At 68.0% G+C, this 15,151-nt stretch carries 14 protein-coding genes; 8 read left to right on the top strand and 6 right to left on the bottom strand.

What is annotated here, in order from left to right:
* The first annotated feature begins 21 nt into the window (after nucleotides 1-21).
* The 7 genes from CA951_RS16060 (at nucleotide 22) to CA951_RS16030 (ending at nucleotide 6,585) form a co-directional block, all read left to right on the top strand.
* Nucleotides 22-783, top strand: a complete 762-nt coding sequence (locus tag CA951_RS16060) for an SDR family NAD(P)-dependent oxidoreductase (RefSeq protein ID WP_087557764.1) — start codon at nucleotides 22-24, stop codon at nucleotides 781-783.
* Between the two features lie 11 nt (nucleotides 784-794).
* Nucleotides 795-1,844 (top strand): NAD(P)-dependent alcohol dehydrogenase, encoded by a 1,050-nt coding sequence (locus tag CA951_RS16055; RefSeq protein ID WP_087557763.1) that lies wholly within the window; start codon nucleotides 795-797, stop codon nucleotides 1,842-1,844.
* A gap of 72 nt (nucleotides 1,845-1,916) precedes the next feature.
* Nucleotides 1,917-3,419 (top strand): class I adenylate-forming enzyme family protein, encoded by a 1,503-nt coding sequence (locus tag CA951_RS16050; protein ID WP_087557853.1) that lies wholly within the window; start codon nucleotides 1,917-1,919, stop codon nucleotides 3,417-3,419.
* A gap of 87 nt (nucleotides 3,420-3,506) precedes the next feature.
* The gene (locus CA951_RS16045; protein ID WP_083395629.1) at nucleotides 3,507-4,115 is read left to right on the top strand and encodes a TetR/AcrR family transcriptional regulator; all 609 of its coding nucleotides are present in this window, start codon (nucleotides 3,507-3,509) and stop codon (nucleotides 4,113-4,115) included.
* 74 nt (nucleotides 4,116-4,189) lie between these two features.
* The gene (locus tag CA951_RS16040) at nucleotides 4,190-4,525 is read left to right on the top strand and encodes an EthD family reductase (protein ID WP_179220216.1); all 336 of its coding nucleotides are present in this window, start codon (nucleotides 4,190-4,192) and stop codon (nucleotides 4,523-4,525) included.
* A gap of 11 nt (nucleotides 4,526-4,536) precedes the next feature.
* Nucleotides 4,537-5,538, top strand: coding sequence for an MBL fold metallo-hydrolase (locus CA951_RS16035; RefSeq protein ID WP_087557761.1), 1,002 nt, complete (start codon nucleotides 4,537-4,539; stop codon nucleotides 5,536-5,538).
* Nucleotides 5,539-5,553: 15 nt separating this feature from the next.
* A complete protein-coding gene (locus CA951_RS16030; RefSeq protein ID WP_087557760.1) occupies nucleotides 5,554-6,585 on the top strand; it encodes an NADP-dependent oxidoreductase in 1,032 nt (343 codons plus the stop codon).
* A gap of 98 nt (nucleotides 6,586-6,683) precedes the next feature.
* Here the strand turns inward: CA951_RS16030 and CA951_RS16025 are convergent, their stop codons facing one another.
* From CA951_RS16025 to CA951_RS16000, 6 genes are all read right to left on the bottom strand, one after another.
* Complete coding sequence (locus CA951_RS16025) at nucleotides 6,684-7,448, bottom strand: SDR family NAD(P)-dependent oxidoreductase (RefSeq protein WP_087557759.1); 765 nt, start codon at nucleotides 7,446-7,448, stop codon at nucleotides 6,684-6,686.
* 45 nt (nucleotides 7,449-7,493) lie between these two features.
* On the bottom strand, nucleotides 7,494-9,194 hold the full coding sequence (locus CA951_RS16020; protein ID WP_087557758.1) for an iron ABC transporter permease: 1,701 nt from the start codon (nucleotides 9,192-9,194) through the stop codon (nucleotides 7,494-7,496).
* Nucleotides 9,194-10,360: an ABC transporter ATP-binding protein gene (locus CA951_RS16015; RefSeq protein WP_087557757.1), complete on the bottom strand. Its 1,167-nt coding sequence runs from the start codon at nucleotides 10,358-10,360 to the stop codon at nucleotides 9,194-9,196. The genes CA951_RS16020 and CA951_RS16015 overlap by 1 nt, the downstream gene beginning before the upstream one ends.
* A 149-nt stretch (nucleotides 10,361-10,509) precedes the next feature.
* Nucleotides 10,510-11,286, bottom strand: a complete 777-nt coding sequence (locus tag CA951_RS16010) for an SDR family NAD(P)-dependent oxidoreductase (protein ID WP_087557756.1) — start codon at nucleotides 11,284-11,286, stop codon at nucleotides 10,510-10,512.
* Nucleotides 11,283-12,320, bottom strand: coding sequence for an ABC transporter substrate-binding protein (locus CA951_RS16005; RefSeq protein WP_087557755.1), 1,038 nt, complete (start codon nucleotides 12,318-12,320; stop codon nucleotides 11,283-11,285). The genes CA951_RS16010 and CA951_RS16005 overlap by 4 nt, the downstream gene beginning before the upstream one ends.
* A gap of 87 nt (nucleotides 12,321-12,407) precedes the next feature.
* The gene (locus CA951_RS16000) at nucleotides 12,408-13,103 is read right to left on the bottom strand and encodes an alpha/beta fold hydrolase (RefSeq protein WP_087557754.1); all 696 of its coding nucleotides are present in this window, start codon (nucleotides 13,101-13,103) and stop codon (nucleotides 12,408-12,410) included.
* 105 nt (nucleotides 13,104-13,208) lie between these two features.
* Between CA951_RS16000 and CA951_RS15995 the strand changes: the two genes are divergently transcribed.
* The gene (locus tag CA951_RS15995; RefSeq protein ID WP_087557753.1) at nucleotides 13,209-15,143 is read left to right on the top strand and encodes an FAD-dependent oxidoreductase; all 1,935 of its coding nucleotides are present in this window, start codon (nucleotides 13,209-13,211) and stop codon (nucleotides 15,141-15,143) included.
* Nucleotides 15,144-15,151 lie beyond the last annotated feature (8 nt).

Below are 15,151 nucleotides of genomic sequence, written 5' to 3'. Positions count from 1 at the left end.
ACAGGAGTAGGAGCCAACCACATGCAGGTACCCGAGCTGTTCCAGCTGAGCGGTCGCGTCGCCGTCGTCACGGGTGCGTCGTCCGGACTGGGGATGGGATTCGCGCGGACGCTGGCGGCGGCGGGCGCCACGGTCTACGCGGCCGCCCGCCGGGTCGATCGGCTCGAGGCACTGGCGGCGGAGGTCGACACCGTGGTCCCGGTCGAATGCGACATCACCGTCGACGCCGACCGCCGCCGCCTCCTCGACCGCGCCCGCGAGCGAACCGGCCACGTCGACATCCTGGTCAACAACGCCGGCAAGCCCGGACCTCCGAACGCGGAGGACGAAACCGCCGACGGATTCGCGTCGATCCTCGACGTCAACCTCGCGGCGGGGTTCCATCTGGCCACGTATGCCACGTCGACCGTTCCGGAGGGCGCGGGGATCTCGATCATCAACATCTCCTCGGTGATCGGTCTGGTGTCCACCGCTCCCATCGGCGGTGCGAGCTACGCGGCGTCGAAGGCGGGCATTCTCGGTCTGACCCGCGAGTTGGCGGGGCAGTGGGGCAGACGGGGCGCCCGTGTCAACGCCGTCGTGCCCGGGTGGTTCGATACCGAGATGACGGACGGACTGTTCGGCAACCAGCGCTCGGCCGACTGGGTGCGCCGCAACACGATGCTCGGCCGCGGTGGCCGGGCGGGCGAGGTGGACGGCGCCGTGCTGTTCCTCGCTTCGGATGCATCTTCGTACGTCACCGGGCAAACGCTCGTCGTCGACGGCGGCTGGGCAGCCAGGTAGGCGACGGGACCATGACCATCGAGACGATGCGAGCAGTGCGCCTGACCGGCTGGGGTGAACCCGTGCAGGTCCTGCGCGTCGAAGTCCCCGCAGCGCGGGGCGCCGAACTGCTGATCGAAGTCCGGGCCGCCGGGCTGTGCCGATCCGACCTGCACGTCATGGACGCACCCGCGGGCGCGTTCGACTACCCGCTCCCGCTCACACTCGGGCACGAGGTGGCCGGAACCGTGGTCGGCGCGGGCCCCGAGGCCGACAGGTCGTGGATCGGTGAGTCCGTGGTGGTCCACGGCGTGTGGTCCTGCGGGGAGTGCCGCAACTGCAGGCGGGGCCGGGAGAACTACTGTCACGAACTGCGTCCGCGGGCGGACGGCCGCCTAGCGGCGATCGGCAACGGTCTCGGGCACGACGGCGGTCTCGCCGAGGCCATGATCGTTCCCTCGGAGCGGTTCGTGGTGCGCACCAGGGGGCTTGCCCCGGAGAGTGCCGCCCCGCTCGCCGATGCGGCCCTGACCGCCTACCACGCGATCCGCACGAACCGGGACCTCGTCGACGGCCACTCGGTCGCCGTCGTGGTCGGTGTCGGGGGGCTGGGCCATCTCGCCGTCCAGATCCTTCGCGCTCTCGGCGCCGGCACGATCATCGCGGTCGATCCACGCGAGGACTCGCGCGACCTCGCCCTCCGATTGGGGGCCGACCGGACGGTGTGCGCGGTGGCCGATGCCGGCACAGGGCACAGCACCGCCGACGTGGTCTTCGACTTCGTGGGATCCCCGGCCACGATGGAACCGGCCGCCCGGTTGCTCGGCCCCGGTGGCCGCCTGGTCACCGTGGGCAGCGGCGGCGGCCGGCTCACGGTCGGCAAGGACCTCGGACTGCCCAGCGGCTGGCAGGTCAGCGCCCCGTTCTGGGGAACACGCGCCGACCTCGAAGCGGTGGTCGACCTCGCCCAACGGGGGATGCTGAGCGTCGAATCGACGGCGTACCGATTGGACGACGCCGTCGACGTGTACGACCGGCTGCGCCGCGGAACGATCCGCGGGCGCGCCGTCCTCGTGCCGTGACCGGCGAGGCCTGCGCGATACCGCGCACGATGACCGAGAATGACAGTGTTCGCTGAACAGGAGGATTGCGGGATGTGGGAGTTGGCTCGCGAATTCGTTGCTCGCGCAAAGAGTTCGCCCGATGAGATCGCGATCGTCGACGCCTCGGGCGAGTACACCGCCGCGCGCATCGCCGCGGCGGCGACCGAACTTGCCGCTCTGCTGGGCACCGCTCGCGGGGGTTCGCCCACCGTGCTCGTCCAAGCGGACAACAGCTGGCGGACGCTGACCGCGGCGCTCGCGGTCGGTCTGCGCGGCGGTGTCGTCGCAGTGTTCAGCAGGCACGCCACCCCGTCGGAGTTCGCCGTCGCCCTGCACGACATCGCGCCCGACGTGGTGATCGCCGACCCCGGGTCCCTTGCGCACTGGGGTGCCTCCGACGACCACTTCACCGAAGAGGCGACCGCGCTGGACGGCTGGTCAATGCGCTGGTCCCGGACACCGGTCAGCGACGTCGCCCGGTGGAACGGCGGGATCGCGATCGCGATGACGTCCGGGTCGACCGGACACCCCAAGTGCGTCGTGCAGTCGGAATCCGCGATCCGTTACGCCTGCCGCTGCACGATCGACGCGGTCGGCCTCGAACCCGGAGACCCGGTCGCCGCGTTCGTTCCGCTGTCGTCGGTGGCCGCATTCTGCTTCGGGCTCTACCTCCCGACGATGCTGGCCGCGCCCATGGTCTGCATGGACGGCTGGAAGCCCGCGGCCGCCCTCGAGGTGGTCGGGAAACATCAGGTTGCCTGGACGATGCTCGTCCCGACCATGGCGCTTCAGCTGGCCGTCGCACCCGACGCGGCGGGCGCGCTGAGCTCGCTGCGGGCGATGACCGTCGGCGGCGGCCCGATGGACGCCGGTGCGCTCGGCCGCGCCGAGCAGATTCTCGGGACGACGTTCCTGCGCGTGTTCGGGATGTCCGAGTGCCTCGGGCACACCACCCCGCTGCCGTCGGACGCGCCGGCTGTACGCCTGGGACGGGACGGCAGGCCGTTCCCCGGCACGGTGGTCCGAGCCGTCGACGAGCGCGGCGCTCCGTTGCCCCCGGGGCGGGTGGGCGACGCTCAGGTCAACGGGCCCTCCCTCTTCGTCGGCTATGCCCGAGCCGGGGTTCCCGCGCCGCCCGAACTCACCGCGGACGGGTTCCTGTCCACCGGCGACCTCGTCGAGATCGCGGACGACGGAACCATCCGGGTCATGGGGCGGCAGAAGCAGATCATCATCCGCGGGGGTCGCAACATCGACATCAACGAGGTCGAAGCCGCCATCGCTCGCATCCCGACCGTGTCCCAGGTGTGCGTGGTACCGGTGCCGGACGAACTGCTCGGTGAACGCGCCGCAGCCCTCGTCGTGAGCACGGGTGCAGCGATTACCCTCGGCGAGGTGGTTGCGCACCTCGGTGACATCGACTTCCCCAAGTTCAAGTGGCCGGAGTTCGTGTTCACGATCGACGACCTGCCGCAGAACCGGGTCGGGAAACTGTCTCGGCCGGATGCGGTGGACCTCGCAACACGCCTGCTCGCCGGTACCGAGACCACCTGACCTCCACCCGACCTGACCTCAGTTCAGGTAGTCTTACCGGTACCGACCCGACGACGAATGGATGGGGATCCCGTGTCCGTAGAAGCCATGACGCTCCGCGATGGTCCGCGTTCCAAGCGCGGGCTCATCCTCACGGCCGCAATCGAACGCTTCGGGGAAGTGGGCTTCGAGCACACGAAGTGGGCGTCGATCGCCGACGAGGTCGGTATCGGCCAGACCGCGCTCTACCACTACTTCGAATCCAAGGCGCACTGCCTGCTGACGATCATGCGTCTCGAACTGGCGCAGTCGCTCGAGCGATTCACGACCGCGATCGAGGGCATCGACGACCCGGTCGAGGCGTTGAGCGCCGCCATCACCAGCGCCCTGGAAGCGACCCCCCGCGACGCCCTGCAGCGCCGGATCCTTCAGAGCCACATGGATCTGCTGGCTACGCCCCGCCAGTCCGAGAAGGAAGAAGCCGAGCGCCAGACGTCACGGGCGCTGGTGAATTCGATCGAAGAGGCGTGGTCTCTCCTCATCGCGAAGGGGATGGGCGCCGGGGCCTTCGCCGACGCCGATGCGCGTTTGATGGCCCGACTCGTCCTCGGGCTCGTCGTCAGCGTGTGGCGCTGGTACCGGCCCGACGGCGACATGACACTCGACCAGCTCAACCGCCACGTTCGCGACGCCACTCTGCGTATCGTCCGCGCATAACCCGCGGCGGTCGTGGAGTGGTTTTCGCACACCCTCAATAATTGAACCAAATTCATGTCAATAATGGAGTGATGATGTACAACTTGATCGTCCTGGCCTCCCGTCCGCACGACTGGAGCCACGAGCAGTTCATCCAGTGGTGGCGCGGCGAGCACGCCGACGTGACCTATCCGCTCCCCGGCCTCCGTCGCTGGCAGCACACCGAAGTGCTGGACGCGATGGACGACAGGTCCCGGGAATGGGACGGCGTGTCGATCCTGAGCTTCGACTCCCGCGAGGACCTCGATGCCGCGCTCGCCAGCCCGGAATGGCAAGCCGCAGTGGACAACGTCGGCAAGATGCGCGGAAAGCGCATCCTCGTCATGGGCGAGGAGAAGACGATGGTCGAAGTGGACAGCGCGACATCATGAGCGCGGGGTGGATGGAGCCGGGCTGCTACGAAGTGGCGCCCGGTGTGCATCGAATACCCCTCCAGATGCCCGGCGACGGTCTCGGGGCCGTGAACGTCTACGCCCTCGAGACCCCGGACGGCCTGGCTCTCGTCGACGGTGGGTGGCGAGTCGACACGACGTTCGAGGAGATGGAACGGGCACTGCTCCGGATCGGCCACGGCACCGAGCAGATTCACGACATCTACGTCACCCACGTGCACCGCGACCACTACACGTTCGCCGTCGAACTCCGCCGCCGTCACGGTGCACGCGTCCACCTCGGAGTCGCGGAGGCAGACGGATTGGCGGCGGTCGGTGCCCTCGGCAGCAACGTTCCGACGGATTCGCTGCACGAACTCCGGCGCGCGGGAGCCCCCGTCCTGGCAGACACCGTCGAGGCGCTGACCGCCGCGGAACCCTTCCACCGCTCGGATTGGGAAGAACCCGACCACTGGCTCGCCGCGGGTCCGCTCCGGATCGGCAGGCACACCCTCGACGTCGTGCACACCCCGGGCCACACGAAGGGCCACATGGTGTTTCACGACGTGCGTCAGAGGCTGCTGTTCAGTGGTGACCACGTCCTGCCCACGATCACCCCGTCGATCGGCTTCGAACTGGGTGAGTGGGACCTGCCGCTGGGGCGCTACCTCGACTCGCTGTCCCGAATGCTCGACCGCCCCGATTCGCAACTCCTTCCGGCGCACGGAGATCCGACACCGAGCGTGCACCGTCGAGTCGAAGAGCTTCTCGCGCACCACGACCAGCGATTCGAAGTGATGCGCAACGCGCTGATCTCGCTCGGGCAGGGGACCGCGACCGCCGTGGCACACGCGGTCACGTGGACTCGTCGCGAAAGACCGTTCACCACGCTCGACCCGTTCAATCAGATGATCGCTACCTGTGAGACCCTCGCGCACCTCGACACCCTGGTCGACCGCGGCCGGCTCACCGTCCGACAACGAGACGGCCACGACCTCTTCGCCGTCGTCTGAATCGAAAGGATTCCTATGCAGAGTCGTGAGCTCACACTGGCGCGCCATCCCCGGGGGCGGGTTGTACCGTCGGACTTCCGCCTCGACGTGGTGACGGTTACCGAAGAACTCGGGCCCGGTGACATTCTCGTGCGCAACTCGTGGTCGTCGATCGACCCGTCCGTCAGGATGCGCCTCGGGCCCACCGGCCCCGCCGGCTACCTGCCGCCGTTCCGCATCGGGGAGACGCTGACCGGGTTGGCCGTCGGGGAGGTGCTCCGGTCCCGTGCCCCCGGCTTCGAGCCGGGCGACACGGTGCTGCACATCAACGGTTTTCGCGAGTTCGCCGTGATCCGGCAGGACAGTGACACCCTGGCCGGGGCCGGTGGTGTGACGCGACTCGACACCGGCGAGCATCCGCCGCAGGCGTATCTCGGAGCGCTGGGCAGCGCCGGGCTCACCGCGTATGTGGGATTGCACTGCATCGGCGAACTCGCCGGCGGAGACGTCGTGTGGATCTCGTCGGCGGCCGGAGCGGTCGGCAGCCTTGCCGCGCAGATCGCCAAGCTCCGAGGTCACTACGTGGTCGGCAGTACGGGATCGGCCGAGAAGGTCCGGTTCCTGAGGGAGGAACTGAATCTCGATGCCGCGTTCGACTACCACACGCCGGACCTGACGCGGGCCCTCGACGGTGCGGCACCCGACGGCATCGATCTGTATTTCGACAACGTGGGCGGAGCGCATCTCGGGGCCGCCCTGCATCGCCTTCGGCCGGGAGGCCGCGTGGCCATGGCCGGCGCGGTCGCGTCCTACGACGCCGAGACGGCGGCGGCAGGTCCGGACAATCTCTTTCAGATCGTATCGAAGAGCCTCACGGTGAAGGGTTTCCGGGCCGGTGCCTACGACCACCTGCTCGGCGACATGCGGGCCGAGGTCGGGGGCTACCTCCGCGACGGGCGGCTCGTTGCCGAGGAGACCGTGTTCGACGGTCTCGAGTCGGCGCCGGACGCCATCGTCGCGATGCTGCGCGGCCGCACCGTGGGAAAGACGCTGTGCCGTCTGCGGTGACGACCCAGCCACGCGGCAAACCTAGCCGGACAGGAAACCTAGCCACACAGCGAACATGGCCTCCGCATCGCGCGGAGGCCATGTTCGTCTGCCCGGGTTCAGGCCGCTGTCCACCCGCCGTCGGCGTAGATCTCCGATCCGGTGACGAAGGTGGAGTCGTCGCCGGTGAGGAAGGCGACCGCGGCCGCGATCTCCTCACCGCGCCCGAGCCGGCCCATCGGCGTGCCGGCCAGCATCTCGCGGTGACGCTCGGTGCCCTCCCAGCGTTCGAGCAGCGGTGGCGTCGCGATGAATCCCGGGTGCAGCGAGTTGACCCGCACTCCCGCTTTCGCCCAGTGCAGGGCGGCGTTCTTCGTCATCGTGCGGACGGCGCCCTTGGCGGCCGCGTAGGCGACACTGTTGCCCAGGCCGCCCACCGTTCCCAGGATCGAGCACATGTTCACGATGGAACCGCCGCCGCTGCGCTCGATCAGAGGGCCGGCATGTTTCATGCCCAGCCACGTGCCGGTCTGGCCGATCCCGATCACACGATCCCAGTGCGTTCGGGTTTCGTCCTCGGCGGTTGCGACACTGCCGATGGCGGCGTTGTTGACCAGGGCGTGCAGAGCGCCGAACGTCCCCTCGGCTGCCGCGACGACCGCCTCCCACTGTTCCTCGGAGGAGACGTCGAGGGCGTGCGCGGCGTGTCGCTCGGGCCGGGCGAGAGTGCGGAGCAGGTCGTGGCAGGCCGATTCGTCGAGATCGGTGACGACGACGTGGGCGCCTTCGTCGGCAAGTCTGCGGACTATCTCGACGCCGATTCCACCGGTCGCACCCGTCAGCAGGACGACCTTGTCGCGAAGCCGGTCAGGTCCCACACTCATCTGTACTCCTCGTCGTTCGTTCGGATCGGGCAGGGCACATCGACATCACAGGTTGCTCAACACGTTCCGGCCGCCGACGAGCATCGCGAACACGACGCCGATGCTGGTCACGGCCGTCATGAGCAGCGCCATCGCCGCCACCAGCGGGTAGGAACCGTTCTCCCACAGGTCGAACAGCAGCGTGCCCATCACCTGTGTCGTGGCGGCACGGACGAGCAGGGAGGCGGCGAACTCGTGGGTGAGCAGGATGAACATCAGGGCGACGGCGCTGAGCACGGTCGGTCTCATCAGCGGCAGGATCACCCGGAGATTGGTGACGAACGGGCTCGCGCCACTGGTCGCCGACGCCTCGGCGTAGGTCTCCCCGAGCGACAGCATCGCCGTCATCTGCATCCGGGTGGAGAACGGCACCATGAGCACGACGTACACGAGGATGATGACCGCTTTGGTGCCGTAGAGGATCAGCGGCGGCTGCGTGTAGGTCAGCAGGAACCCGACGCCGAAGATCACCGCCGGAATACCCAGGGGGAGAGCAGTGATGATGTCACCGATGGTTCCCAGGACCCGGTGCTTGCGGCCTCGCACGAGCAGAGTGGCGGTGAGATAGCCGATCGGCACGCAGATCACCACTGCCACGACGGAGGTGAGAAGACTGGTGAACACCGAGTCGACGATGCTCGCCGTCTGGAAGAGCGCCCGGAAGTTGTCGAGCGTGAACAGATTCCAGGACAGTGATTCCGACCAGTACGGAGACACCGCCACGATGGCGAGCCCGATCAGCGGAACGACGAGTGCGAGAATCGCGTACACGGAGATCAATGCGGCGGCCCAGACCGAGCGACCGGTGTTCGGTGCGAACGCTTTTCCGCCGTGAGTGACGAAGCGCTTCTGATTGCCGAGAAGCATCTTCTGCGCGAGCACGACGACGATGCCGAAGATGACGAGCGGTGAACCCGCGGCCGCCGCGGCCGCGAAATCCGCAGGCGACTCCGACACACGGCGGTACATTTCGGTGGTGAGTACCTTCACGCCCGCGTTCTGCCCCAGCAGGAGGGGCCCGGTGAACTGGCCCAGTCCGAGAAGCAGCGCGATTCCGCCGCCGTACACCAGCGACGGGCGCAGCAGGGGGAGCACGACGCGAAAGAACACCCCGAGCGTCGACGAACCGCTGATCTGCGCGGCCTCGAGGTGCTCGGAACTGATGTTCTGCATGCCCGCGCTGACAAACAGGTAGACGAAGGACGTGAGTCCGAAACCGGTGAGAATGATGATCCACGGGGTGCTGTAGACGTCGACCGGTCCGGAATCCAGGGTGTTCCACCAGGGAAGCGTGCGCAGGAGTGCGTTCAGGTACCCCGGTCCCGGTGAGAGGAGGAATGCCCACCCGACCACGTTGGCGACCGCGGGCATCACGATGGGCAGGATCGGGACGATCCGGAGAAAGCTCAGCCGGCGGGGCAGTCTGGTGGCCGCGAACGCGAGCACCGTTCCCAGCACCATGGCGATGGCGAGCGACGTGACGGCGAGGGCGATGGTCGTCCGGATGGTCTGCCCGATGTCGTACCGCCCGTACTGGGCCTGATACCCGCGAGCGCCGTCTTCGAACGCCAGCGACTGCAGGCGGAACAGCGGGAGCACGACGAGGTACGCGAGAAACGCCAGCAGCGCGCCGTACCCGAGCCGGGTTCGCCACACCGCGCTGACGACGAGCGGACGCGCGCCGCGGCTCACGGCGACGGTAGCCATCATGCCTCCGCTCGGGCTGCGGTACGAGCGAGCTCGGGAGCCTGCAGATCGACGTGCCCGTCGGGGTGCGGGAACACCCGTAGTGCGCTGGGGGAGAAGCTGACCACCAGAGGAGATCCCGTGGCGGCGCCGCGCAGCCAGGGCCCGTGCCGTCCGGCATCCGCGCGCAGGTACAACCGCTCACCGCCTGCGTCGACCGTCACGTCGAAATAGCGGCCGCCGTACTCCGAGGTGACGAGTTCACCGGTGAGTCCGACGTCGCCGGGGCGGACCTCGTCGAGCGAGCGGTGCAGGGCGAGGTCGTCGGGGCGCATTCTTCCCAGGGCCGTGTCGCCGCCGAGGCGTCCGCCCTGGATGCCGGCCGCATCGAGGTCTACCGGGGTGCCCGCGCGCGTCGTCCAGCCCTCGTGCCGCCGGACGAGTTCGAGTCGGTTCGCCATGCCGATGAACGCGGCGACATAGTCGGAGGACGGGGCCTCGTAGACCCGCTCCGGGGTGTCGTACTGCTCGATCTTGCCCGCCTTCATGATGGCGAGCCGGTCTCCGAGCGCGAACGCCTCGGCCTGATCGTGGGTGACGAATACGGCTGTGAAGCCGAGACGTTGGTGGAGCTGATGGATCTGGGACCGCACCTGATCGCGCAGTCGCGCATCGAGATTGCTCAGGGGTTCGTCGAACAGCACCAGGTCGGGTTGGGCGACCAGTCCGCGCGCCACCGCCACCCGCTGTTGCTGCCCACCGCTGAGCTGGGAGGGGTACCGGTCGAGCAGAGCCCCGCAGTCCACCATGCCCGCAGCGGTTTCGACCTGACCGGAGGCCATGGCGCTCTTCATCCGGCGGACCTTCAACGGGTACCGGATGTTCTCTCGCACCGTCATGTTCGGCCACAGCGCGTAGGACTGGAAGACCATGCCGATGTTGCGTTTGTAGGCCGGAACGTTGATCCGGGCCGATGCGTCGAAGACGGTGTGGTCCTTGAACGTGATCGACCCGCCCTCGGGTGTCTCGAGGCCGGCGATGCAGCGAAGCGTGGTCGTCTTCCCGCAACCGCTCGGGCCGAGCAGGACGAGGAATTCACCGTCCTCGATGTCGAGATCGAGTTGGTCGACGATGGTGTTGGACCCGAAGGTCTTGGTCAGGTTGGAAACCCTGAATTGCGATGTCACCTGGCACCTGCCTGGTTGCGAGTGGTTTGTCTTGGAGGGCGTCCGCCCAGGCTCCTGTCCTTGGAGCATCGGCGGAAATAAAGTGAATTCAGTTCATTTCAGCCTAGCGGTCGTAGGCCCGGCGGGCAAGGAGTTGCCCGGCCGGTCCGTCACGACGACGAGAGCTTGGGAGTCCTGGCGCCCGCCGAGGTTCCACCGTCGATCATGAGATCGGTGCCGGTGACGTAGCTGCTCTCGTCGCCGGCGAGGAACAGGATGGCCTTCGCCACCTCGAGCGGCAGACCGCGGCGTTGCAGCGGAATGCTTTTCACGTACGCGTCCATGTCGTCGTCGGCGAAGTCGGCGCCCGCGGTGATGGCCGTGTCGATGCTGCCCGGGCACACCGCGTTGACCCGGATGTTCTTCTCCGCGAATTCCAGCGCCGCAACGCGGGTCAGGGCGCGAACGCCGAACTTCGACGCGCCGTACGCACCGAGTTCGGCGGTCGCGAGGACGCCGCGCAGCGAAGACAGGTTGACCACCGACCCGCCCGTGGTCATCGCGGCACCCGCGGCCTGCAGTCCGAGGAACGTGCCCACCAGGTTGAGATCGATCATGCGTCGCAACTCGGCGAGCGAGGTGTCCATGATCGACGCCTTGGACGCGGCGCCTGCCGAGTTGACGAGAATCCGCAGCGGGTGGCCGCGATCCGCCATCTCGGCGGTCACCCGGGACCAGTCGGCTTCGTCGGTCACGTTCAGGTGCCGATAATGGGCTCTCGCACCGAGTTTCGCCGCGACACTGTTGCCGAGATCGTCGTCGACGTCGCACAGGTACACCGTCGCCCCGTGGGCATGGAAGAGTTCCGCTGTCGCGGCGCCGATCCCGCGTGCCGCACCGGTGACGAGAGCGCAGGTATCACGCAGTCGCGCGTCGTGTGACGTCACTGGATGAATCTCTTTTCCCAGTCGGCCTGGTATTCGGTGAGCGATTCGGGCGTCAGATCGGACGGGTTGGGCATTGCGATATCCTGGGCCCGCGCGACGCTTCCTTCGATGCCGGGGAGGGCGCTCGCGTAGCCGAGCGACAGCGCCTTCTGGCCGGCAGGCGTGACCATGAAATTCGCCAGCACCTGAGCCGCATTCGGGTGCGGCGCCGCGGACAGGGCGTGCGTGAACCAGGGTGTTCCCCACGGGGGTGAGGGCAGCGCCCAGTCGACGGGTGCGCCCGATTCCTTCTCCCGCACCAGGGGTTGCACCACCGGGGTGGCGACGATCTCGCCGGAGGTCAAAGCCTGGGCGACGCCCAGTGCGCTCGGGTAGATGCGCGGTTTCAGTTCGGCGAGTTTCTGGAGATAGTCGGGGCCGAAGTTCTTTTCGAAGAAGCGGTAGAAGTCGACGTAGGCGGCGATACCCGACGGGTTGACGATGCCGATCTTGCCCTTCAACGCCGGGTCGAGGAGGTCGTCCGGCTTCTGCAGACCGCCGGGAAGTGCTGTCGTGTTCCATCCGAGAGAGAACACCGCCGCGCTGGTCAGGAAGAACTTGTCGGAGATGATGCTCTTCTCGGGTTCGTACTCCGGCGCGTCGAACGCCGGGCCGACGAGGTCGGTCGAGTACGTGCCCGACTCCGCGGCCGTCTCGATCCAGGCGGAGTCGGTGAGCATGTGGACGTCGGCCGTGCCGCGTTTCGTCTGATTCTCGACCTCGACCTTCGGGTTGATGTCGGCGTCCGTTCCCCGGACGTATTCGAGGGAGATCTCGGGATACTCCTGCTCGAATGCCACTTTGAGCGCCTCGAGATTGGCGGGATTCTGGCTCGAGTACAGCTGTACGCTGCCTTCGCTCTTGGCTGCTGCGACGACGTCGTCCCACGTGCCTGACACGGGTTGACTGACGCCGGAACCGCCGGATCCACAGGCGGCGGAAGCGAACGCGGCGACCACCGCGACCGCCATCAGCTTTATCGGCACACTTCTCATGGCATGAAAGTCCTTCCGGAATCGGTTCGCCGGGTGCGAAACCGTGTATTCGTTTGCGGAGCGAGGGATCGAATGGGCGGCGACGGCCTACAGCGAGAGCCTGTGAAGCAGCGCGGCGACCTGATCGGGAATCGTCACCATGGCCATGTGGCCGGATTCGAGAAAGACGGTATCGCCGCCGACGACGGCGGCCGATCGCTCCTGCAGTTCGGGCGGATAGCAGGCGTCCTTCGTCAAACGTACGTATGTGCGGGGTATGTCGGCCCGAAGGCCGGACAGATCGACGGATTCCGTGAGTAACGCGGCGGAGTCGTCGACCAGCTGGTCGATCATCCAGCCGGTCTGCTCGGCGTCCATGTCGTTGCAGAGCATCGCTGTGGCGCCCACAGGATCCTGGCGATAGACACCGCCTTGAATCGACTCTTCCACGGCGGCGCGGACGTCCGGGTCGATCTGGTCGATCACTCGCGTGCCGTCGGCCGGGACGACAGCGGAGAGGAAGACGACGTGCCGTAGTCGGCCCGCGAGCGCCGCCATGGCAGGCGGGGCCGTCACTCCGGCAAATGAATGTGCGACCAGAACGATGTCCTCGAGGTTCGCCGCCTCCACATCCGCGACGACGGCCGCGGCGCAGTCGGCGAGGGTGACGGACCGCGGGTCGGCGGACCGGCGTCTACCCCGTCCGGGGAGATCGACTGCGAGAGTGTCGCCTTCGAGAAACGGCAGCAGTGGGTCCCAGCAGGAGGCGCCCATTCCTGCGCCATGAATGAGAACGAACGACATGATTCCCCTCAAATTGAACTGATATCAGTTTGAATCTAAAGAAGTTGCCGTGTGATGTCAATCACCTGCTAGCGTGAAGTGAATCCAGTTCAGTTGGGAGCTTCCTTGACTACTCCACGCGCGGCTCGGCCGCTACAGCTCGGCCCGCTCCGGTTGGCGAACCGTCTCGTCGGGACGGCGCATGCCTCGGGAGCCGTCGCCGGCGGTGTCCCGTCGCCCGGCGACGCAGACTACTGGCGCCGCCGGGCGGCGGGCGGCGCGGCGATGCTGATCGTCGGCGGCACCGTGGTGTCACCGAGCTCGGCCAACCGCAACGGCAACATCACCGAGGCCTGGCGTCCCGAAGTCGTCGCAGGCCTCGAGGCCCGGGCACGGGCGATCACGGAGGAGGGAGCCGTGGCGGCGTGCCAACTGGTCCACCTCGGTCGCGAAACGCTCGGCGCCGAATTGTGGAGCCATCCCGTGGCGCCGACCGTCGTCCGCTCGCCTCGCGAACCGACGCGTCCCCGCGCACTCGCGTCCGCGGAAGTCGACGGGATCGTCGACGCCTTCCGCACCTCCGCTGTGCACGCGTGGTCCGCCGGATTCCCCGTCGTCGAACTGCATGCAGCCCACGGATATCTGCTGGCGCAGTTCCTCTCGCCGGTCACCAACTTCGGCCCCGACGCCACGACGGTCTCGCAGCGGGTGCGGATCCTCGACCGCATCGCGGCCGCGGTCCGAGACGCCTGCCCCGGTGTCGTCCTCGGTGTTCGCGTCTCCGCAGAAGGAGGCGAAGAGGCCGGCCTCGGCATGGACCGGCTGTGTGAGCTGCTTCCTTATCTCTCCGGCTTCGACTACGTCAACGTCACCGTCGGCGTCCGCACCACCTACGTCCGGGACATGGCCGTCACCGAGCCGCCGCTGCTCGATGCGGTCGGACGGTTGCGCGCGGCCACTTCGGCACCGTTGCTCGTGTCGCAGTCCTTCCGTACCGGCGCGTCCATCGACACCGCCCTGCAGTCGGGTGCCGACCTCGTCGGCGTGGCACGACCGCTGATCGCGGACCCGCATTTTCCGCGGAAGATCCTGACCGGCCGGGAATCCTCGATCCGCCCGTGCGTGTCCTGCAACGAGGACTGCCGGGCGTTCGACCCGGTCCTGCTCTGCTCGGTCAACCCCGACCTCGCGCCGCCGGGCCGGTCCGCGCGCCCGGCGTACCCGCTGACCCTCGGCCCGACGCGCCGGTCCACGGCGCGGCGCCGGATCGCCGTCGTCGGTGCGGGCCCGGCCGGGCTCGAGTGCGCGATGCGGCTCCGATCCGACCACGACGTCACCCTCTTCGAGGGCCGCGACCGGATCGGAGGCCAACTCGCGATTGCCGCGGACGCACCACACCGCAGCGGCTGGCGTCGCCTCCTCGACTACTACTCCGACAATCTGTCGTCGGTGACGATCCGGCTGGGCCACCGGGTGAGTGCCGCCGACCTGGAGGGCTTCGACGACGTGGTCCTGGCCGTCGGGGCCGAGGAGACGCTGCCCCGTGAAGCGGCAGGAACGACGTCGCTGCTCACGTCGCAGGCACTGGCCGGGGGAGGGGAACCGCTGCGCGGCGCAGACCACGTCGTGGTTGTCGACGACGGATTCGGGCTCTGGCCCGCGGCAAGCTCGGTCGAAGCCGCACTCGCCGCCGGCGCCGGCCTCGTGACGGTCCTGACGCCGGCCGCGGCCTTCGCGTCGGGCCTCCCCGCGGAAGGTTGGGTGCAGTATCTGCGCCGGCTGTCGGGCCAACCGGTCGACGTGCGCGTGCTGTCGAAGATCGTCGCGGTCTCCGACGGCTCGGTCGAGTTGGAGAACACCCTGTCCGGGGCGAGGACCCGCCTCGACGCCGACCGGGTCGTCGTCGCCGGCGAGCGACTCTCGGCCGACTGGTCGCTCCTCGCGCCGGACAACGCACGCGTGCACGTCATCGGCGACGCGCTCGTCCCGCGCAAGGTCGCACACGCCGTCGCCGAAGGTCATGCTGTCGCCCGTGAGTACTTATTAACCGCCGGCGGTTAATAAGTACT

Origin of the sequence: Rhodococcus sp. NCIMB 12038 (genome assembly GCF_002165735.1) — a bacterium.
Classification (GTDB): Bacteria; Actinomycetota; Actinomycetes; order Mycobacteriales; family Mycobacteriaceae; genus Rhodococcus_F.
Note: the sequence above shows the minus strand (reverse complement) of the source record. Positions and strands in the feature narration are given on the sequence as shown.

Coding starts and splice junctions, on each gene's coding strand:
- CA951_RS16020 (WP_087557758.1), bottom strand. CDS start 9,194: ATGGCTACCGTCGCCGTGAGCCGCGGCGCGCGTCCGCTCGTCGTCAGC.
- CA951_RS16055 (WP_087557763.1), top strand. CDS start 795: ATGACCATCGAGACGATGCGAGCAGTGCGCCTGACCGGCTGGGGTGAA.
- CA951_RS16000 (WP_087557754.1), bottom strand. CDS start 13,103: ATGTCGTTCGTTCTCATTCATGGCGCAGGAATGGGCGCCTCCTGCTGG.
- CA951_RS16050 (WP_087557853.1), top strand. CDS start 1,917: ATGTGGGAGTTGGCTCGCGAATTCGTTGCTCGCGCAAAGAGTTCGCCC.
- CA951_RS16040 (WP_179220216.1), top strand. CDS start 4,190: ATGTACAACTTGATCGTCCTGGCCTCCCGTCCGCACGACTGGAGCCAC.
- CA951_RS16060 (WP_087557764.1), top strand. CDS start 22: ATGCAGGTACCCGAGCTGTTCCAGCTGAGCGGTCGCGTCGCCGTCGTC.
- CA951_RS16005 (WP_087557755.1), bottom strand. CDS start 12,320: ATGAGAAGTGTGCCGATAAAGCTGATGGCGGTCGCGGTGGTCGCCGCG.
- CA951_RS16030 (WP_087557760.1), top strand. CDS start 5,554: ATGCAGAGTCGTGAGCTCACACTGGCGCGCCATCCCCGGGGGCGGGTT.
- CA951_RS16045 (WP_083395629.1), top strand. CDS start 3,507: ATGACGCTCCGCGATGGTCCGCGTTCCAAGCGCGGGCTCATCCTCACG.
- CA951_RS16035 (WP_087557761.1), top strand. CDS start 4,537: ATGGAGCCGGGCTGCTACGAAGTGGCGCCCGGTGTGCATCGAATACCC.
- CA951_RS16025 (WP_087557759.1), bottom strand. CDS start 7,448: ATGAGTGTGGGACCTGACCGGCTTCGCGACAAGGTCGTCCTGCTGACG.